Consider the following 20,621-nt stretch of genomic DNA (forward strand, 5'->3'; position numbering starts at 1 on the left):
TACGATCGAAAAGTAAGGATTATTTGATGTAGACTTCTCACAGAAAACTAAAGAGTTTACCTCATCTATAAAAGCGGAAAGGGAACTACCGCTCGCTATAAGCTCTTTACAGAAGCGTTAGGGACATTGTGGGTGGTTACATCCTTTTATTATTTATTAGGGAACTTCAAAAGTTATGGTAATTATTGAGAGAAATTGTGAAGAAGTACTTAAAGTAACGAAGCAGTTTAGTGGAAGATTCCTGGTTGATCTTTGTACAACAATCGGGTCATATAGTGAATACGGCATATAGAGGTAAAGGGGCAAAATGGTTCAGTAATTTGCCCACCTGAATATAAATATAAAAAGGTATATCGGATTTTTTTACGAATAAACTTTCTTATACTAAGGTAAGTTGATATGCGGTTGCAATGAACAAATACTTAGGTTAAAAGGAGGTTTTTATTTGTGACACAAACATCAAAAACTATTCCTAGATCCGCAGTACACGGAACGGCATCTGGTGTATTTTTCATGGCGTTTTTCGGAACTCTGTGGGCGAACACAGGAATTATGGGATTGCAAGGCTGGGGAGTTCCATTGTTGTTAGTTGCTGCTGTTACCATAGGTATAGCTCTGTTCATCTGCGGTGTTTCATTATTACGTGCATCGCGAGAATTAACGGAACAAGTTTCAAAAACAGATTTAAAGCGTGGGACACATATGAGGTTTTGGTTTAACATTATTTTCGCGGCAGAGGGTTTGGCTATAGCAATTACGATTGCTGTCTGTAACGCTACTCGTCACACTGAACTTATACCTGTCTTAATAGCTATTATTGTCGGTGTTCATTTTATCCCATTGGCCCCTTTATTTAAAGTTAGACTCTATTATTTTACAGGTGCACTCCTTTGTTTACTTGCTATTATTACATTACTGTTTGTGCCTGCGAAGGTTACACTAGGGGAACATCAAATAAATGCATTTATGTCTGTGGTAGGCTTTGGCTCTGCCCTGATCTTGTGGGCAACTGGTCTGGCAATATGGTTAATGGGTAAAAGGTTGCTAGGTATCGTCCCGAAATAAATAACTTAAAAAGTGAGATAGTACTTTACAGCGAAAAAATATACCCCTACACATTAGAGGATTAGATTTTGTTGAGGTAAAAAAGATTGTGAATGATTTCACTTAAACTAACGGAGCAGGTTAGTGGACGAAGGGAAATCTAATTCCTATCTAAAATACCTGCAATAGGTAGTATTCATCGTATATATAACAAGAAAACAACATATAAAGCAGTAAACAAAACTTGGGGAGGTATTGTAGTGAACCAACACAAAATGAAAATAACTCAGTATAACTCCAAATACGCTGAACAAACAGTGGATATGTGGCGAGATAGTAAGGAACGGGCTATTGGTCAAAAAGAAATTCACAGTTTTGAAAATCACGTTTACTCTTTAGATCAAATATTACCTGAACAGTTTCAAATAGATTTAGCGTTAATTGATGAAAAGGTAGTTGGAGTAATTGCATATAATGAACGGGAAATAAGCCAACTATATATTCATGTAGATTATCAAGGAATCGGAATAGGTCAAAAATTACTAGATAAAGTTAAAGCACAATCAAGTGGAAGATTAACATTGTACACATTTGAAGTAAATGAAAATGCACAACGATTTTATGAAAAACATGGATTTGAAGTTATAGGTAGAGGTCATGAAAATGAAGAAAATTTACCTGATATTCAATATGAATGGATATCCCAATAAATGATGTAATTAGTTATTATAGTGATAAAAAAGTTAGAGTTATTTTTCAACTATTGGGGGCGTTGATCCAAAAAGGATTAACGTTCATTTTTTTTGAAATTATTGAACTAACGGGGCAGTTTTGTTGAAGAAGGTTTTCGCGAAGCTTTATAGAAATAGATTTAGAAGTATTATTTTATAGGTGGGAACAACATGAGGAAACCAATTGTTAATCTTAGTGATTATAACGTTAATTGGGAAAAAGAAATTGAATATGAGAAAAAAAGAATTGTTGATGTTATAGGTGATAAAGTTGTTGGAATTGAACATATTGGAAGCACTTCTATAAAGGAATTAGAAGCGAAACCAATAATTGATATTATTGTTGGGGTACAAGATTTAGATGAAGTATCCAACTTTGTTATTCCTCTTAGTGAAATTGAATATGAATATGTTCATAAACCTGATTTTAAAGATAGAAGGTTTTTTAGGAAGGGATTATGGGGTCAAGGTACTTGTCATCTGCATATCTGTGAAATTAATAGTAGTGAGTGGATTGAAAAATTATTGTTCCGAGATTATCTTAGGTTACACCCCCATGTAGCTAAAGAGTATGCTTCATTAAAAAAAGAACTTGCTTCTAAATATAAGTTCGATAGACCAACATATACAAAGAAGAAAGAACCGTTTATTAAAACTATTATCGAAATAGCTATGAAGGAAAAGTACAGTGGATAAACATCTCTTATTAAACTAACGGGGGCTTTAGTGCAACAAGGGTTTCAAATGGTCCCCAAACGACGTTTTGGGAACTTACGAAGGTAATTATTGTAAGTTTAAAGAGTGATTCTATATAATTAAATTTACGATTTAAATGATGGAAGAATAACTTTAATTGAAAAGGGGTTTTTTATTGAACCAGGCTTTATTAGTAATCGATGCACAACAAGAATTGATTGATGGTAACGAAAAAGAAAAAGCCGTTTTTAACCAGTCTACTCTGCTAGATAATATTAATTCAGTGATAAAAAAGGCAATGCTTTCAAATAGTTTAGTCGTTTTCATAAGAGACAAAGATGTTGCTGAAGGAAGTGGTGAGGGTTTCGAGGTTCATCAGGATATTGATATTCCAGCAAAGGCAACGATATTTGATAAAGAGGCGACGAATTCTTTTTACGGGACGCCATTATTGAAATTTTTACAAGATAACCAGATTAAGCATCTTGTTGTGATGGGATGCAAGACAGAGCATTGTATTGATACAGCAGTTAGAATGGCAACCGTAAGTGGTTTTGATGTCACGCTTGTGGAGGATGGTCATTCAACGACGGATTCTCAATCTTTAACAGCCGAGCAGATTATTAATCATCATAATGAAATCCTTCATGGGCATTATAATGTTGATAATTTTTCAGTGGTTAGAAAAGCTGCCGAGAATTTATTTCAACCTACTCATAATGAGTATCGCTAGATGAGCTTTAGATAATAAAGTGCATCGTTATACAATATCACATCCATAAAACGTTCCCAAATAAAAGTTAGGTAACAAAACCTCGTTAGGGGAGCATTTTTTGTTCAACTAACGGGGGCTTTACTTGTAGATCATTGAGTTGCATATGCAGCTCTGTTTTTCTTTATTGAACTAGCGGGGCAGTTTAGTTGATTAGATAAAGCATACTACGAAAACGACTGGGGCTTTAGTGTAATAAGCATTTCAACAACTTTCCCAAACGACGCTTTGGAAGCTTTTTGATATCGAACAACCTTTATTTAGTGAAAACGTCTATGTAAGAAATAGCCAAAATATTGAGGTGATATTATGCGATTTTTGTTCAAGAAGATAACACTTTTCAGCATAAGTTTTTTATCGTTTTGTTTAATAGTGATTGGATTTCTATTACAAATTGTCCTTATCCCTATACAAGATATTAATTTTTTAAGTAGTAAAGAGTTATTGGATTTTCAAAAAGAGTATGCAATAAATTATCCCTTAGGAACGGGGCTACTCTATATAGGTCTATTTCTGATGATTTTAGTCATAATTCTTTTCATTATTAAATTAAAAAAAAAGGAAATATAACAAACAACAATCAGGTACATAATTATCCAATCTCAATAAAATAACGTTCCCAAATGTAAGTTACCTCGTTAGGGGAGCATTTCTTGTTCAACTAACGGGGCTTTACTTGAAGATCATTGAGTTGGGCACTGACCTAATAACATGAGACAAATAAAAACACCTTTCATTGAATAACGGGGACTTAAACCTGAAACAATCAATGTGGAGGTGTTTTTCTATGGGAACAAGAGTCAGTTATCCAGTAAATGAAGGGGTTTACAGAGATAAGCATTTATTTAGGGGTAAGTATTATGACCACTACTCTTTTTCTTTGTTAAAAAGAGATTGGAATCAAATCAAAGGGTAATTCCACAATTTGACTGACGGTCCCTTTAGTATGTGAATGATTATACTTAAACTAACGGAGCAGTTTAGTCAATCTTGAAAATAGAGTATCAATAATGAACCTTTCTTGTTAAAATTTAGGTGAGGTGAAAATCATGAAAACTAAAAATTTATTGATTGTAATAATCCTTATTGGCTTAGTCGTTGGGGCTTTAGGCTACTACTTATTTATGGAAGTTTTTATTCCAAATATGATGTAATGATCTCCCTAGGATGTACTCTGTATTTTTTGTCAGCAGTAGATACATCTTTCGGAATATTACATTTCAAAGTAACGGGGGGCTTTACTTGAAGATCATTGAGTTGCATATGCAGCCCTTTTTTCTTTATTGAACTAATGAAGCAGTTTAGTAAAACTAGATAACTGGAAATATTATGGCTTAATAAAGAATACATAGAGATGAATGGGGGGATTAATTGTGAGGTTTTTGATTTTAATTATTGTTCTTACAATTTTCCTTTTCTTCTTAGAAAAAATAATAAATAAATTACTTGGTGTTGAAAAGAAGAAGATTTCTGAAACCTCAGGTAAAAAAGTGGACAAATGGGGAAGAGGCATTATTTTGGTTATCTTTTTATGTACTCTTCCGTTTTTTGTTGTACAGGAAACAAATGTTCTGAAATGGTATTGGATGCTCTATTTAACAGCCTTATTAGGTTTTCAGTCTATCCTTGAGTGGAAGTATCTGAAGAACTCAAAACAATATGTTACTACACTTATTTTTCTAATTTTAGGGGTAATTTTTTTGTATAATATAAAGTACGTTCTTCAATTTTTGGGTGAAGTAGTTACTTAACGGATTAGGCATTGTGAAAGAATGTACTTAAACTAAAGGGGTGCTTTAGTAAAACAAGACTATCATTTCGAAGGTCTATTTTTACATCCAAAACATTATGTGGATTTCGGCGATCCTTTTTTGAAATGTTACACTTAAACTAACGAAGCAGTGCTACAAATTTTGTCATAAGCATCAATGTGTGAAAAGACAATGAGGCAAACAGACAAGCCAAAAAACGGTGAATAATCCAGGTTTATTTATTCCCAATGTATCATTTATTTTTGTAGGATACAGTTTGTCTATATTAATATTAGTTTACTCAAAGATGAAGCCTCCTTGCCTCATTAGGTCTCTGATAACACTCCATTTAGACTCGGAAAGGGTATCTAGCCTCCATTCAAAAATCCCACTAGTCGTTTTGGCGTCGACTAATGGGACATTTATTTCAAATTATTTTAATGGAACCCATATTTCTGAATAGCAATCTGGACTGAATGGATCATCTTCTGTATACATTTCGAACTCTGGAGTACCTGCATGTTGATATCCGTTAGCAGGGAACCATTCAGAAAAAATTTGTTTCCAAACTTTTGTCATTGCATCAGGCATTGCACCATGTACTTCAAAAACACCCCATTTAGAAGCTGGAAGTTCGATTACTTCAAATCCATCTTGAACGTCACCTGCATATTCTGTAGCAACCCAATAGTCAATTTTCTCATTAGGTTTTGCTACACAAATACCAAGAACTCCTTTAATTTGTCCATTATTAATTTGTGCTAGCTTGTCAGTAGTGCCATCACCATTTAATTCATCCCACATTTTAGGGATTCCAATTAAATTGCCATTGTTCTCAAGTGAAAATTCTTTATTTACACCTATTGCTTTGAAGCCTTCACGTTCTACGATTTGATATTTCATTGGTTCTGCCCCTTTCAATCTCACCTCAATTACGAGGCGGTTATATGATTTGATCTTGCCAATATTTTTCCTAGCATCACTTGGTGAAACCTCATGCTGACGCCTAAAGGCTTTTGAAAAAGCCTCGGGAGTATCATAGCCGTACTTAAATGCAAGGTCGATAATCTTACTGTCTGTTCTTTTTAACTCGTCTGCTGCCAAAGTCAATCTTCTCCGCCGAATATATTCACCTACTGAGATCTCCGTTAATAATCCAAATGTTCGTTGAAAATTGAATGCAGAAGAGTTTGCTTCATTTGCAATGTCCACTATCGAAATTTCTTTTAATAAATTTTCTTCGATATAGTTAATTGCTTTTTGTAACGATTCTAACCAAGCTGACATGCTATTTCCTCCTTAATTAAATAGTAAAATTATTTCACTTTAAATACCTGTCTTTAAATGCTCTGTTCTGTCAGGATTTATTTCTATAAATAATTTTATCTTTTAATTTACCAAAATAAAGGGGTATCCTAAAAGTTTTATTGAAATAAAATACATAAGTAATGTGTAATAAGAATCTACCAGCTTTTCACTGGGGGGCAGTACTTGCTGATTCGGCAAGAATCTCACAGGTATAGCAAAAAAGTAGCGTTCGAAATCCTTCGATCATTCAATGGGGCGTTTAATATAATGAGTGGAAAAGAAGAATTGGCAAAAAAAGACTTAAAATAGAGATGTATTAGAAGAACCCTACTTTCTTGGGTTTTCGTTTTAAATACCTAAAAGATTGTGAAAAGATGTACATAAAGTAACGGGTGATTAGCAGAACAAGGCTGCCTTTAGGGGGAGCTTTTTCTTTTTGAACTAACGCAGCAGTTTAATTGAAGAAGGAATCCATCAATAACGAGTAGAATTATTAGTTATGTACCAAGAAGAAAATGGAAGTTTCGGAAACACTAAAAAATCACCACATAATTGAAAAAATGAGGAGAGATTATAATTGGGGAATGCTGCTATTAGTAATAATTTTGATAGGGCGAAAGTATTTATAAAAACAAAAACTAGAGGATTAGAGCGTTCTTTGTTTGAATATGAGTTTGAAAATGGTAGCCAGGAAAGTGTTCTTGCAGAGTTAAAAACTTACCAAAACAAGGATGGTGGCTTTGGGAATGGAATAGAGCCAGATTTTTGGTTACCACATTCATCTCCAATGGCTACCTGGAAAGCAGGTCAAATACTAATGGACATTGGTGCTGATAAAGAAGAACCAATGGTTAAATCTATGATTTCCTATCTAATAAATACTAATCATATGGAAACGGGAATGTGGGATACCGTGTTACCAGAGAACAATGAGTATCCTCATGCACCGTGGTGGCATTGGCAAGAAGGTATACAAGAAAATTGGATGTTTAATCCTGGGGTAGAATTAGCTGCATTTCTTGTGCATTGGTCCAATGAGAAAAGTGAATCTGCCGAAGTTGGTTGGAGTTCGATTGGTAAAGCGGTAAATTATTTAATGAATAAGAGCGAAATGGATAGACATGAAATAAACAACTTTCAGCAACTTATTAAAATAATTAGACCTCATGAATCTAACTTTGAGGATAAAACAGAATATTCTTTTGAAGTGGTTTCTGAAAAAATTATGGATCTCGCTGAAAAATGCGTGGATAGGGATACATCTGCTTGGATTCACGGCTATAAAGCTATTCCATTGGATTTTATTGATAAACCTAATCATCCGCTATGTTCAAGGTTTGGTCCATTAGTGGGAAAAAACCTAGATTTTTACTTAGAACAAATAACTAATGATGGACTTTGGGATATTTCTTGGAGTTGGGGAAGCTACCCAGAAAACTTCGAAGTAGCAAGGGAATATTGGAAAGGGATTCTTGCTGTTAATAGATATAAGCAGCTAAAGTCTTTCGGTTACCTTGAGTGAAAATTGTTATTTAACTAACGGGGGCTTTACTTGAAGGTCATTGAGTTGGGCACTGACCTAATAACATGAGACAAATAAAAACACCTTTCATTGAATAACGGGGACTTAAACCTGAAATAATCAATGTGGAGGTGTTTTTCTATGGGAACAAGAGTCAGTTATCCAGTAGAAGTGAAAATGAAGGCAATTGAAATGCGAATGGCTAACGTACCGGTAAAAGAAGTAATGGAAGAATTGGACATTCGAAACTATACGCAGTTGAAGCGATGGATGCATTGGTATCGAAATGGTGAAATGCACCGTCTTAAACAACCAGTTGGTAAACAATATGCCTTCGGCAAAGGACCGGAATTTGAAAGTGAGACAGCCAAGCTACAGGCAGAGAATCTAGAGTTGAAACAACAGATTGAAGTTTTAAAAAAGTACGCGGAATTGGAAGGGAAGTGGCGCCAAAAGTAGTACTTCAATTAGTTGAAGAATTAAAAGATGTTATGCCAATTGGTGAAATCTGTCGTCATTTAGGCGTAGGTCGCTCGTCATACTATCGTTGGAGAAAGGATGTGGATCAATCCACACAAAAGGAGATTCGAGATCAGCAGATTGGCGACTTGTGCAAACAGAATAAATTTCGATATGGTTATCGAAAGATTGCTAATCTGTACCCAGGAGTTTGTAGGAAGACTGTGCAGCGTGTTATGCAAAAATATGGTTGGCAATGTAAAGTAAAGGTGAAGAAACGGAAGCGTACCGGGCAGCCAGCATACGTCGCACCGAATTTATTAGCACGCGATTTTACAGCATCTAAGCCTATGGAGAAGCTAGTCACGGATATTACGTACTTGCCTTTTGGACAATCGATGATGTATCTTTCTAGTATTCTCGATGTCTACAATGGCGAAATTGTGGCACAAACTACTGGTATCAAACAAGACACTGATTTTGTGTTGGATACGCTCTATCAATTGCCTAAGCTACCAGAAGGATGCATTCTGCATAGTGACCAAGGCTCCGTTTATACATCCTATGCTTATCAAAAAGCAGCCAAAGAAAAAGGAATTACCATGAGCATGTCCCGCAAAGGCACGCCAGCTGATAATTCCCCAATCGAATCGTTTCATTCCACGCTAAAGTCTGAAACGTTCTATCTCGACGATATCTATCGCACAACGAACGCACGTGTGATACAGATTGTCGAAGAATACATTACTTATTATAACAATATCCGTATTCAAACGAAACTAAACAGCCAATCGCCGGTTCAATACCGTCAATTGGCTGCATAAAAGGGTGTTTTATTCTTGTCTCAAAAAGGGTAGTCAGTGCCTTGCATATGCAGCTCTTTTTTTCTTTATTGAACTAACGCAGCAGTTTAGTTGAACAAGAACATATCTCTATCAATAATAAAGTTTAAGCAAGGGGTGAGTAAAATTAGTGAATTCTTAACAATTAATCATAATAAAATTGAGATTCTTCAAAAAGGGAAAAATGGTACACCGATAATTTTCCTTACAGGGATGGATTGCTCATTTGATGAGTGGTACAATGTGATCGAGCCATTAAGTAAATTTAATCGAGTAATAATGTTTCATAGACCTGGACTTGGTGAGAGTGAAATTCGAAATGAAGTCCGTAATACACAGGCGGTCGTAAACGAAATAAATGAGTTGATGCTTCTACTTGGAATACTTGAACCTGTATTATTAGTTGGTCATTCGTATGGTGGTTTATGTGTTCAGCATTTTGTGAAAGAGCATCCTAAAAAGGTTGCAGGAATAGTATTAGTAGATTCAACTTCTGTTGATTTAAAGGACTTAGACGAATTGGATATACCAGTTTTAAATGAAGATTCAACCGATGAGATTTGGATGGAGAAAGGTGGTACTTATTCTCTTATGAATCAGGAAGAATTAAGAGAAAGAATTAATCCTACTCTTTCAAAAAAACAAAAACAACTCCCTTTTGATTTACAACAAAGATTATTAAATTTCCAGATCAATCCTTCGTTATACAAAGCAATGCATTCTGAAATTAGCAACTGGAAGAAGGACGCAGATACTATAAAGAACTTAGGGGAATTTCCTAATGTACCTTTAATAGTAATTGGTCGAGATAAAGAACATAATATTAGGTTGGGAATCGAGGATGGGTTACCGGAGTCGGAGTTAAGATTATTTGAAGAAAAGTGGCAAGACCTAATTATGAATCAAATTAATCTTTCTCAGAATAGTAAATTGATAATAGCACAAGAGGCAAGTCATTCAATACATATTGATAGACCATATATTATTATTGAATCAATAACTTGGATGATTAAAGAATAATTCCTTATTAAACTAACGGGGCAGGTTAGTGAAATAAAAAACTTTAATGGAGGTAGATTATATGGATTCTAATTATAAATGTATTATCGATATTCGTTTCAGTGGTGGAGATATTCAATTTGACGTTTCGAGTGACACACAGTTATTTAGTTTTAAATCAGGTATAGGTTTTATTGCTATCCCACATTTTTTTTCAACACTTACCTCTCTATATAAAGGAGAAATCAGTGAGGAAAGATTGGATTGTCATGGAAACTCTGATTACTATATATTTTCCAGTGATGGAACAAACATTTTTATTGAACATATAAGCCATTATCCAGATGGTATATTTAAATATCAATTTAATTTTAAAGAGTATATCAAAGCTATTATTATAGGATTTCAAAAATATCTTCAACAACTTGAAAAGGAAGGGATATTACCTTTAAAAACTCAAGAATTTGCTCATCCATTAGGTGATGAAGTATTAAATACTTTTTATGATTTCTCATCACTTTTAAATCGTTAATTTTATAAAACTATTTATGTTGTTCAACTCCCATGAAAGAACGTAATAATCTTTTATTCTCTGTGGTGAAGTGGTGATTTTTGCGCTTCATGGATGGCTAACGGGGGCATTATTTGAATAACATTGAGTTGCATATGCAGCTCTTTTTTCTTATTGAACTAACGGGGCGGGCTAGTTCAATAAAAATAAGAAGAAAAAGGATATATAGATGTAAAACATCTTTGACATCTTATATATCTTTTTTTATAATAAGGGTGTAAAAGATGTTTTACACCTTGCAGAATCTAAAGGTGGCTTCGTGAATGGAAAATAGAATTAAGGAATACAGAGAAAAAAGTGGTCTTTCACAAGGGAGATTAGCAGAAAAATGTAATGTGAGTAGGCAAACGATTAATGCTATTGAAAACAATAAATATGACCCGAGTTTACAGTTAGCATTCGATATTGCGAGGACTTTAAAGGTCACTATGGAGGAATTATTTATATCAGAGAAGGGAGAAAAATAGTATGAATAAAAAAATTATCGCATTTATAACCTTTGTTGTTTTCTTATCAATTGCAGGATTTTCTCTATATAAATGGATAAGATTTGAAACTATTGATGCTGGTAGTATATTCTTTAGTTTCCTTGCTTTAAGTTATTTTTTCAATTGGCTTAAATGGGGGCATCATGAAGGTGGTGGCGAGAAGGATGAATTAGATAGACATATCGAAACTCAAAGTGCCAAGATAGGTTATTATGTACTAATGATTCTTTCTGGTTTAATACTATTTATTTCCGAAGGAACTGGTAATTTTAATAACATCGATAATTATCCCCTTGTTATTGTGGTAGGTCTTACATTTATTACAGTTCCGATTACTGAATTTATTTATTCAAAAAAGTACAAATAATAATAACGAATTTTATCATCATATTAAATAAACGGGTAGGAAGTTTAATTTTTTACTCTTTTATAGCTGTTTGTGAAAAATGTACTTAAAGTAGGGCTTTACTTCAATAAGGAGTAGAGCCTTTTTCTACTTCAACTAACGGGGCAGGTTATTTGAAGAAGGGAAGAAAATGCTGCTAAATTTAAAGGATAATTCCATAGTGTAAAGAACTTATTTAAAGTAATAGTAACCATAAAATTTGAGGTGCAAAAAATGAATATTCAATTTTATGATATAGGATCAGTAAATGAAAAGGATTTAATATTTGCAGTTATAAGTTCTATTTATAAGGATAAGTGGCTATATGTAAGACATAAAGAACGAAAGTCTTGGGAAATTCCTGGTGGACACAGAGAATCTGGGGAACAAATTATTGAAACAGCTAAAAGAGAGTTATTTGAAGAGACAGGGTGTAAAATAGTTGATTTAGTTCCAATTTGCGACTATTCAATGGATGATTCTGTTAGTAAGGTTTTTGGAAGGTTATACTTTGCGAAGTTAAAGGAAATTGGCCAATTACCAATATCAGAAATTGATGTAGTGAGACTATTCGATAATCTCCCTAATAACCTTACTTATTTAGAGATTCAGCCAAAATTATTTGAAAAGACACTTGCTTTCATTGAAAATTGTAAAGCTTTGCACTTAAAGTAACGGGGGCTTTAGTGAAAGATCGTTGAGTTGCTTACGCAGCTCTTTTTTCTTATTGAACTAAAGGGACAGGTAGTTGAAGAGTGTTGTTTAACTTGTGTTCAACAATCGGGCCATATTATTGAATAACATTCTTTTATGAAAGTTTACCAAATGAGGGTTTGGGATTTTTTTGCGCTGTGAAATGCACATTTACATTTCCACTTTTCATCATATGGAACAATTTTCACTTCATCCTTCCTTAAACCTAAATTCATCTCTCCCCCCTCTAAATAACAGATTATGCAGTTCGTGGAGAATTAAATTTTAATAAAGAGAACAAAAAACCAAAGAATATTTATTGGAACTATCACGAAGAAAAAGCAAATATTAAATGGATTGATGAAAATACGGTTCTAATGGTCATGAATCAAGTGTACCTAATGAAACTTTTGATTTTAGACGATAATAAAAAATCGTTCTTCATCTAACGGAGGGCTTTACTTGAGGATCATTGAGTTTATGACTATGTTCAGGATGAACCAACAGGGATCTTTGCCGTTTCAACAAAGCTACCTTTTTCAGATGATTTTGAAGATACACTGCATGCGCTGTTTTATTGGTTGTCCTGTTTGACGGATATTAGAAGAAGTATTTTTATGTGGATTGGCATGTGGATCTTGATGATACGGATGCCATTTGGGATGAGGAAAATGATGGAGGATTAATACTCATATCTCCAACATAGTGCTGGAAGGATCAATCAAGTAGTAGGCTGGAAAGTGCATTATTAGTTTTTGTAAGATTAAATTAAGCAATGATGGAATGGATTGACTACGAGGGTCTTTTCCTTTTTTTATGAGACAATATTTTACTGCAACAAGAGGCTTTTAACGAAAGTACCCTTGATAGTACAGCTTCAAAACCATCCCTTTGAATAACAACATATTCATAGAGCGGTAAATACTACAAAAAGCAAACGTATAGTAAAATATAGTAATAAAGTAAATTTTAAGATCAAATGTGAGGAGTGAAAACACATATGGGGAAGAAGAGAAAAACTTTACCGAAAAATTTTGATGAACTAATTGAAGCAGGCGATCTATTAGCTTTACAAGAGGTATTTATGAAGTGCGAGTTAGATGCCCGTGGCGGTTACAGTAAAACAACAGCCTTGAGCTTTTTCAAAGTACCGGCTGAATTGGTTCGTTGGCTCGTAGAACAGGGTGCAGATATAAATGCGAGAGACAATTACAAAAGATCGGCTCTACATAATCAGGCAATAAGTTGGTGTGGTAATACTGAATTGCTTCTTGAGTTGGGTGCAGATATAGAAGCCTTGGATTATCAAAACGAGACACCTTTATTTGCTGCGGCTACTTTTTTTAAACCAAATGCAATTCGCACGTTAGTTTCTAAAGGTGCAAATATTAGCGCGGTAGATAAGATGAATCAGACGCCTTTAGATAAAGCTTTGGCAGTATGTAGAAATATAAATATTGTTGATATGGTGGAAGTTTCTGAGATTTTGCTGAACGCAGGTATAACTGTAACGCCGGAAATGAAAGACTCTATTAAGCGAATCGGAAAAGACTTTGAATTTCACAGAGAAGGTTTTAATAAAGAATTTTTGAATCAAACGGATGAGGCACTTTTCCGTCTTTATGAGCTATTTGATGTACCTCCAGTGGAGAAGCGAAAAACGCATGATGGTACGTCTCCAATAACAGTATCTACAAAGGGCTGGCAGGCACAACATAATGAACTTTGGAGTTTACTAATTCCTTCACAAGGACATGCGAAAACAGTACAAGGTGAGGTTATCCGTATTACTGGTAAAGTTTCATACGAAATTTTAGATAACGGCGGCATCAACTGGGATAATGATTTTCGTAAAATGCTCAAAAGTTTGAACGATTATTTTAGCTTAGGTATGCCATTACATCCCGATGCACTTCAAGAAGCCGTCACTTTAGCGAAAGAACTTCACAAAGGCGATGGTGATGAAGAAACGGCGAGACTATGTGAGTTGGCAGTGCAATGGGTACTTAACAATCCGACTCCAATTGTTTTAAAACAGCCCGAATATACGCGCTAATAAAAGGAGAAATGATTCTGTCGGAAAACGATAAATACATTTAAAGGGGATGCATTTCACGATGAGTTATGATGTTCAAATTGGAAGACTGATTAGTGGGCGAAGAGAAGTGGAGGGCAAGGGGACTTACCTACAATGCACAACCGATCAAACGATTCAGGAAATCTTAACATTTGGTCCCGAGGATGGGCTATTTATTAGCAGAAAGGATCTAGAGAATGCACTTTACGACTTTTGTAAATCTGCTATAAGCAACTATATAAAAGAAGAGAGCAACGAGGATGTGTATACTTTCTCTATTTATACTGATAGTTATCACAGTAGTTATTTAGTGTACATAAACGATCAAGCTACTTTAGAGGAAGTTGCGGATGATTGCTACACAAGTTATCAAGAAAATTACTTGAAAACGGGTAAGAAAATTTATAATGAAACAAAAGAGCAAGTATATCATTCTTGTAAATTTAGTGAAGGTGATTATGCCTTTATGTTTGACGAGATGCCTGATCAACTGGAAAGCTATCTTGAAACGATCGGTTGTGTTATCCAGGAAACTCCTGATTATTTAAGGAATGAGAAGAACTATATTTTCGAGAAAACAATTATAGATTCGGAACTCTTTTTGATTGCTATTGATGTTATTCATAGATTACAAAACGACCTAAAAAAGTTAAACCAAACTGAGGACTTCATTGCCTACGTTTCAGCAGCGGATGGTGTTGGAGGGGATTATTTAACCTTAAGTCAGCTCATAAGGAAATGTGTGCCCGAAGACCAATTGTATAAAGCGATGCCAGACTTAAAGGATAAAGACCTGGAATTTCAGGCGGCTGTCGAAACCACACAGCAACTCCCTATTGCTCAGCAAGTAAAACATTGGGTGACAGTTATAGAGAGAGGAGAATTTGGTAAAGGCAGCATGAGAAGCTTTTGGCGAACTGATTATGACGCCTATGAACAACTTGTGAAGCTTGGGCATCAAGTCATCCCATATATTCAAGATCATCTGAACGGTGAACTTAAGAACGAGAGCAGGGAAATTCTAATGTTAGTATTAGATGATCTGAAAAAATAAGCTGCCTCTTTAATACTGGGACTCTACAAGATCCACGAAATGTTGTTCGTGTCATGAAGCGACTTATTAAAAGTACGAAAGTATCTAACATTCGTTTTCATGATATTCGGCACACGCATGCATCGATTCTTATTTCAGAAGGTGTAGATATCGTTAAAATTTCGAAACGATTAGGTCATGCTAACCCAAAAATAACGTTCGAGTTTTATGCGCATTTATTACCGAATGCAGATAACGACATTGCAGATATTTTTCACCAAGCTATCCAAAGTAACACTAAATAATTGGAAAAAATCTTGCGGACAAATTGCGGACAAATCCAAAAATAAAGGTGTATGGTAGGAAATCATCCAAAAAGAAAAAACCTGAAAATGTTGATATAACAACGTTTTCAGGCACTTTAAATGATGGTCTCGACAAGTCTCGAACTTGCGACCCCCACCTTGTCGAGGTGGTGCTCTCCCAACTGAGCTACAAGACCGTGATAAGATACAAAAATAACTTGTTCTTATATATCATCATAGCATGTAAGATGGAAGAGGTACATAGAAAACTACTAAATTTTACTTTTTATGTTATTTTCAAAAGGAATGTTCGCGCTTTCCTCCTACTTACTAACGTTTTTTCTTTTTATCGTCTTTTAGTAATTGTTCCTTATTTATTATTTTTTCTAAGACTACATGGACGTAATATTTGTTATCTTCAATTTGGGTGACATTTACAACTTTCCCTTTACGTCCTTTAATTTTGATACTTTCATCGACTTCTGGTATACGTTCTAAACATTGACTTAGTACAGATGTGTTTTTTTCAAAATAATGAATCGCAAACATTTTGATACGCTCCTTGTAAACTCAAATAAAAGATTGAGTGAATTTTTTTTCAATTTATGATGATTCCGAGGCGTATAGAACCATCAGAAAAGGAGAATCAATTGCACCTCTGCGTATTTGTGTCCAGTTGAAAAATAGTTTCCACCTTTTGATAATATGATAGGGTAATCGAATGAATTGAGGTGGAGAAGAAATTATGAAAAAATGGGGTTTAATTGCTGTACTAACATATGGTCTGTACGTTGTGGCGATGTATTTTTATTTTTTTCATAGCCAAAATAGTGGGATACCAACCACTCTAAAAGGCACCGTAGCGGATCCAAATACTTTTCTAACAGCGCAGGAATTGGTGTTAAGTGAGGATTTATCAAGAAAAAGAAATTTTCTGTTTTTTATAGTAACGCCGTTTGAATGGTTGCTTTACTTTGTTATTTTGATTACGGGTATTTCACGTTTGTTCGAAAGATGGAGCCTCGAACAACAAAAATGGGCCATTTGGAGAAATGCAATGTATGTATTTTTGCTATCCTTTCTATTGTTCATCCTCCAATTTCCACTAGACTACTACAAGTATACGTTGAGCAAAAGCTATGGAATAAGTACGCAGCTTTTTTCCTCATGGATGAGGGATAATTTGATTGATTTTTGGCTGGATTTTGGGATGTCCGTTATTATTGTCACGGTCCTCTATTGGCTCATCAAAAAAAGTCCGAAGAGATGGTGGTTATTTGCATGGGCATTAACTGTTCCGTTTTCAATTTTCCTTATGTTCATCCAACCAGTTGTGATCGACCCAATATACAATGATTTTTCTCCACTAAAAGATAAAGCATTAGAGACGAAGATTCTTTCACTCGCAGAGCAAGCAGATATTCCTTCAGAGCATGTGTATGAAGTGAATATGTCGGAGAAGACGAATGCTTTAAATGCGTATGTGACAGGGATAGGTGAAAATTCTAGGATTGTGCTGTGGGATACGACATTAAACCGATTAACGGAAGATGAAATACTCTTTATAATGGCACATGAGATGGGCCACTACGTGATAAAAGATATTTATTTAAACATCACTGTATATTTGTTGATGACGCTCATTGGACTATGGTTAATTGCAAAAATCATGCCTTGGATGATCAGTCGTTATGGTTCGATATTAAAAATTAAACATATGAGCAATATTAATTCATTGCCATTGTTTTTATTGATTTCATCTTTTCTATTATTCTTCTCAAGCCCACTGTCAAATGCAGTTTCACGCTATCAAGAGGTCCGAGCCGATGAATATGCAATGGAACTAATTGAAAATCCCGAGGTAGCGGTCTCGACGTTTCAACAGTTGACCAAAGTTGGACTTGGTGAAGTAAACCCATCAGCACTTGTCAAATGGTTTCGCTACTCCCATCCGCCAATGTTAGAAAGAATCAATAAAGTAGCCGATCAAGCTGTAGAAGAATAAAACTAAGTTTGAACCAATCGAAAAGCGCATTAAATCTTTTCTTATTAGGGATTTGATGCGTTTTCCCTTTTTCTGAGAAACCGACAGAACCAAACACCGCTTTGGATGCACACAGTCCTAACGCCGGATTTGGTGTTTTACGCCATATGACAGAGCAGCAGAATTACAAGCTGCATGTGAGCTATGGTTGGATTCCGTGTTTTTATTTGTATTTTCAGAAAAGTCTTGACATTGTTTTTGCAACAATTTATATTTTATATAACTAAATGGTTATATGTGTAAGGTGAGGGAATGATCATGCCAAATTTTTATCGAGCTTTAGGTGATTCAACGCGACGTCATATATTACTTATGCTTAAACAAGGAAACAAAACACAAAAGGAGATAGTTGAGGCATTTGATATCTCTCAACCAGCAATTAAGAAGCATCTGAATATTTTATTGGAGGAAAAAATTATTTCAGAGAGCTTGAATGGAAAGTATCGTATCTATTCAATAAATCTTAACATGCTTCAAATTGCCTCCCAAGAGATGCTTCAATTTATTGGAGAACTGCTTGATGATAGGCTCTTAAGTTTAAAAAATTATGTTGAAAAAGGAGAGTTTAGCGATGAAGAAGATTGAAAATTCTATTAAGAGACAAATTGTTGTTCATGCACCTTTGAAGCAAGTTTGGGATGCTTTGACGAAGCCCGAGCATTTAAATAATTGGTATACAAAAAATGCTGATATCGATTTTTGCATTGGTGGAAGCTGTTATATGAATCATGGATGGGGGGCAACTTCTGAAGGGGTATTTACAGAAATAGATCCAATGAACCGCTTTGTAATTCGTAGCCAGGATGGAGATTTTACGACCATTACATCTTTAGAAAAAGTTGAAAATGGTATTCTGGTGAGTATTGAATATCAGGCTTCATTTATTAGTGAAATGAATCAATCTACAAAGGAAAATATGTTGTTTGGTACAAGTCAATTTTTAGAAAATTTAAAGAGCGTCTATGAAACTGGTATTGATAATCGTGCAAAGATTTGGAGAACATGGATTGGTATATCACACACAACAAATGATGGGAATAGGGGCATAAAGGTTTTACATGTAAAAGAAGGTTCGGTAGCTGCAGCAGCTGGAATTGAACCTGAAGATATTATACTGGAGATGGATGGTGAAGAAATAGAAGGCTATGAATCCTTTGAAAGAATATTAAATGAAAAAGATATCAATTCCAATGTACTATTAACAATAGAAAGTAATAGTGAAAAGGTACACGTAAACTGTCTTGTAGATGCTTATCCTGTACCTTATTAATAATCATCAGATTCGCCAAAATTCAACGCTTTTTCTCGATTGATGAAAATTTTTTCAAGCTTCCATTTAATTTAATGCAACGCTAGTGATTTCTAGGGTGAATTGATTTTCTTGTATTATTGTTAGTTAATATTTACATTTCTTATCACAACCTTAATAATTCGTTTAGTTCAATGCGTTATTATAGGATAAATACTATATTAATAGAGGTGAACAAGTTGGATGCACAGGAGCTGAAAATTAAGGACTACTTGTTAGAAGGTATTGTTACAGAGCAATTTAAGGAAGATAAAAAAATGCCAAGCGAATATATGCTGGTAGAGCAATTTAATGTACCACGTATAAAAGTACGAAACGTCTATAACTTGCTTGAAAAGATGGGTTATATTTATTCGCGACAAGGAATTGGTCGTTTTATGAAGCATCAGCGTAAGCAGTTGGATGTTGTCATGACAGGGGATGTAAGTTTCACAGAAAAGATGATGAATCAAACAGCACATTATAAGTCGATTGTGACAAAAGTCGAACAGGTGCCACCTGAGCACTCAATTTATAGTAAGCCATATGTCGATGCATCCAATACATTATATTTAATTGAACGTCTTCGTTTTATCGAGGACGAACCGGCAGCGATTCATCGTTCCTATGTCGTTGTAGAAAACTTTTCTGAAATTAAGCAGGCTAGCAACCGCATTTCGTCGATGTATGCATTTTATAAGAAACATGGATTTACGGATTTTCATAGCTCATTTTCACAGTTAGAAGTAGCTTTTCCGACAGAGCTAGATCGCGTTATGCTCGGCTGCGAAATGCTAGTTCCTCTAGTACGTGTTGAGTCAGACAATTGGGCGAATGATCAGCAAATTTTACTTGAGTATACTGAAATTCTTTATCGCACAGACCGTTTTTCCTTCCAACTGTTAGATAAGTAGCAAGCAAAATAATAAAGAAGTATCCAATATGCCCGTAAATTAAATATAGATTAGAAAACGGAAATCATTTTTCTAGTGCACAAAATCCCATCACTTTGACTACTGTCAAAAAGATGGGATTTTATTTTTGAGAAATAAGCACTTTTCGATAACGTCGAGCAAGTTGGCGCCAATTTTGTAAATGGAAATTTACACAACATTCATGAAACCTTGACACTGTATGACTTGGCAACAAGTTACTATGGGTGTTGAAAGGAGCTGGTTATGTGAAACGAGCACAACGAACAAAGCTACTCATCGAAGTAGGACGTCAAGAGGCACAGTATTTAGCACAACAAATAGTAGAACAATATGAGGTCATTGAACTACAAGCTCCGAAACAAGGGCTTGTTATGATCAAACAACGTGAATCTGCACAAAATACATTATTTTACATTGGAGAGACACTTGTTACAGAAACTAAAGTGAAAATTGGTAACGCATATGGCATTGGTATTGTTCGAGAAAATGAACCAGAGTTGTCGACGGCATTAGCTATTATTGACGCAGCTTACACAGGCGAATTACCGGAGACACAATTATGGGCTACTACATTTGATACATTGCAGCAACGGTTATTAGAGCAACAGCAACATATAAAACGCTCGATTGAACGTACGAAAGTTCAATTCGACACGATGATTACAGAGTAGGAGGCAA

24 protein-coding genes and 1 tRNA gene are annotated in these 20,621 nt (G+C 34.8%); 22 read left to right on the forward strand and 3 right to left on the reverse strand.

Annotated features, from left to right (window positions below; genetic code table 11):
* Positions 1 to 447: 447 nt before the first annotated feature.
* The 6 genes from O7776_RS09120 to O7776_RS09145 all read left to right on the forward strand — a co-directional run bounded on the left by O7776_RS09120 (position 448) and on the right by O7776_RS09145 (position 4,994).
* The gene (locus tag O7776_RS09120) at positions 448 to 1,065 is read left to right on the forward strand and encodes a hypothetical protein (protein ID WP_274310279.1); all 618 of its coding nucleotides are present in this window, start codon (positions 448 to 450) and stop codon (positions 1,063 to 1,065) included.
* Positions 1,066 to 1,304: 239 nt separating this feature from the next.
* The gene (locus tag O7776_RS09125) at positions 1,305 to 1,754 is read left to right on the forward strand and encodes a GNAT family N-acetyltransferase (RefSeq protein WP_274310280.1); all 450 of its coding nucleotides are present in this window, start codon (positions 1,305 to 1,307) and stop codon (positions 1,752 to 1,754) included.
* A gap of 192 nt (positions 1,755 to 1,946) precedes the next feature.
* Positions 1,947 to 2,471 (forward strand): GrpB family protein, encoded by a 525-nt coding sequence (locus O7776_RS09130; protein WP_274310281.1) that lies wholly within the window; start codon positions 1,947 to 1,949, stop codon positions 2,469 to 2,471.
* Between the two features lie 175 nt (positions 2,472 to 2,646).
* Entirely contained in the window at positions 2,647 to 3,204 is a 558-nt protein-coding gene (locus O7776_RS09135) for a cysteine hydrolase family protein (protein ID WP_274310282.1), read from the forward strand.
* Positions 3,205 to 4,030: 826 nt separating this feature from the next.
* A complete protein-coding gene (locus O7776_RS09140; protein ID WP_274310283.1) occupies positions 4,031 to 4,159 on the forward strand; it encodes a GNAT family protein in 129 nt (42 codons plus the stop codon).
* 457 nt (positions 4,160 to 4,616) lie between these two features.
* Positions 4,617 to 4,994: a DUF4181 domain-containing protein gene (locus O7776_RS09145; RefSeq protein WP_274310284.1), complete on the forward strand. Its 378-nt coding sequence runs from the start codon at positions 4,617 to 4,619 to the stop codon at positions 4,992 to 4,994.
* A 432-nt stretch (positions 4,995 to 5,426) separates the two neighbouring features.
* Here O7776_RS09145 and O7776_RS09150 read toward each other — a convergent pair whose 3' ends face one another.
* Positions 5,427 to 6,281, reverse strand: coding sequence for an effector binding domain-containing protein (locus O7776_RS09150; protein WP_274310285.1), 855 nt, complete (start codon positions 6,279 to 6,281; stop codon positions 5,427 to 5,429).
* Positions 6,282 to 6,879: 598 nt separating this feature from the next.
* Here O7776_RS09150 and O7776_RS09155 point away from each other — a divergent pair.
* The 11 genes from O7776_RS09155 (at position 6,880) to O7776_RS09205 (ending at position 15,676) form a co-directional block, all read left to right on the forward strand.
* Positions 6,880 to 7,824: a hypothetical protein gene (locus O7776_RS09155; protein WP_274310286.1), complete on the forward strand. Its 945-nt coding sequence runs from the start codon at positions 6,880 to 6,882 to the stop codon at positions 7,822 to 7,824.
* 141 nt (positions 7,825 to 7,965) lie between these two features.
* A protein-coding gene (locus O7776_RS09160) for an IS3 family transposase (RefSeq protein WP_420802120.1) occupies positions 7,966 to 9,107 on the forward strand; the annotation gives its coding sequence in 2 pieces (ribosomal slippage) (positions 7,966 to 8,239 and positions 8,239 to 9,107; 1,143 coding nt in all).
* Positions 9,108 to 9,197: 90 nt separating this feature from the next.
* Positions 9,198 to 10,145 (forward strand): alpha/beta fold hydrolase, encoded by a 948-nt coding sequence (locus O7776_RS09165; protein WP_274310287.1) that lies wholly within the window; start codon positions 9,198 to 9,200, stop codon positions 10,143 to 10,145.
* Positions 10,146 to 10,206: 61 nt separating this feature from the next.
* Entirely contained in the window at positions 10,207 to 10,656 is a 450-nt protein-coding gene (locus O7776_RS09170) for a hypothetical protein (RefSeq protein WP_274310288.1), read from the forward strand.
* Positions 10,657 to 10,958: 302 nt separating this feature from the next.
* Positions 10,959 to 11,162, forward strand: a complete 204-nt coding sequence (locus tag O7776_RS09175; protein WP_274310289.1) for a helix-turn-helix transcriptional regulator — start codon at positions 10,959 to 10,961, stop codon at positions 11,160 to 11,162.
* A 1-nt stretch (position 11,163) separates the two neighbouring features.
* Positions 11,164 to 11,550 (forward strand): DUF2178 domain-containing protein, encoded by a 387-nt coding sequence (locus tag O7776_RS09180; RefSeq protein ID WP_274310290.1) that lies wholly within the window; start codon positions 11,164 to 11,166, stop codon positions 11,548 to 11,550.
* Positions 11,551 to 11,802: 252 nt separating this feature from the next.
* Positions 11,803 to 12,243 carry an NUDIX hydrolase gene (locus tag O7776_RS09185; protein ID WP_274310291.1) on the forward strand — a complete coding sequence of 147 codons (441 nt, stop codon included), beginning with the start codon at positions 11,803 to 11,805 and terminating at the stop codon, positions 12,241 to 12,243.
* A gap of 269 nt (positions 12,244 to 12,512) precedes the next feature.
* Entirely contained in the window at positions 12,513 to 12,710 is a 198-nt protein-coding gene (locus O7776_RS09190) for a DUF5412 family protein (protein WP_420802172.1), read from the forward strand.
* Positions 12,711 to 13,261: 551 nt separating this feature from the next.
* Entirely contained in the window at positions 13,262 to 14,317 is a 1,056-nt protein-coding gene (locus O7776_RS09195; RefSeq protein ID WP_274310292.1) for an ankyrin repeat domain-containing protein, read from the forward strand.
* 61 nt (positions 14,318 to 14,378) lie between these two features.
* On the forward strand, positions 14,379 to 15,392 hold the full coding sequence (locus O7776_RS09200) for a DUF4303 domain-containing protein (protein WP_274310293.1): 1,014 nt from the start codon (positions 14,379 to 14,381) through the stop codon (positions 15,390 to 15,392).
* Complete coding sequence (locus O7776_RS09205) at positions 15,389 to 15,676, forward strand: tyrosine-type recombinase/integrase (protein WP_274310470.1); 288 nt, start codon at positions 15,389 to 15,391, stop codon at positions 15,674 to 15,676. Before O7776_RS09200 ends, O7776_RS09205 begins: the two co-directional genes overlap by 4 nt.
* Before the next feature lie 124 nt (positions 15,677 to 15,800).
* Here O7776_RS09205 and O7776_RS09210 read toward each other — a convergent pair.
* Positions 15,801 to 15,873 (reverse strand) — tRNA-Val (locus O7776_RS09210).
* A gap of 133 nt (positions 15,874 to 16,006) precedes the next feature.
* Positions 16,007 to 16,225, reverse strand: a complete 219-nt coding sequence (locus O7776_RS09215) for a hypothetical protein (protein WP_274310294.1) — start codon at positions 16,223 to 16,225, stop codon at positions 16,007 to 16,009.
* A gap of 193 nt (positions 16,226 to 16,418) precedes the next feature.
* Here O7776_RS09215 and O7776_RS09220 point away from each other — a divergent pair, with 193 nt between their 5' ends.
* The 5 genes from O7776_RS09220 (at position 16,419) to phnG (ending at position 20,614) form a co-directional block, all read left to right on the forward strand.
* Positions 16,419 to 17,681 carry a M48 family metallopeptidase gene (locus tag O7776_RS09220; protein WP_274310471.1) on the forward strand — a complete coding sequence of 421 codons (1,263 nt, stop codon included), beginning with the start codon at positions 16,419 to 16,421 and terminating at the stop codon, positions 17,679 to 17,681.
* 297 nt (positions 17,682 to 17,978) lie between these two features.
* On the forward strand, positions 17,979 to 18,305 hold the full coding sequence (locus O7776_RS09225) for a metalloregulator ArsR/SmtB family transcription factor (RefSeq protein WP_274310295.1): 327 nt from the start codon (positions 17,979 to 17,981) through the stop codon (positions 18,303 to 18,305).
* Positions 18,292 to 18,990, forward strand: a complete 699-nt coding sequence (locus O7776_RS09230) for an SRPBCC domain-containing protein (protein ID WP_274310296.1) — start codon at positions 18,292 to 18,294, stop codon at positions 18,988 to 18,990. Before O7776_RS09225 ends, O7776_RS09230 begins: the two co-directional genes overlap by 14 nt.
* Positions 18,991 to 19,208: 218 nt before the next feature.
* Entirely contained in the window at positions 19,209 to 19,922 is a 714-nt protein-coding gene (locus O7776_RS09235; RefSeq protein WP_274310297.1) for a GntR family transcriptional regulator, read from the forward strand.
* A 266-nt stretch (positions 19,923 to 20,188) separates the two neighbouring features.
* The gene (phnG, locus tag O7776_RS09240; RefSeq protein WP_274310298.1) at positions 20,189 to 20,614 is read left to right on the forward strand and encodes a phosphonate C-P lyase system protein PhnG; all 426 of its coding nucleotides are present in this window, start codon (positions 20,189 to 20,191) and stop codon (positions 20,612 to 20,614) included.
* Positions 20,615 to 20,621: the final 7 nt, after the last annotated feature.

Source organism: Solibacillus daqui, assembly GCF_028747805.1.
GTDB classification, from domain to species: Bacteria; Bacillota; Bacilli; order Bacillales_A; family Planococcaceae; genus Solibacillus; species Solibacillus daqui.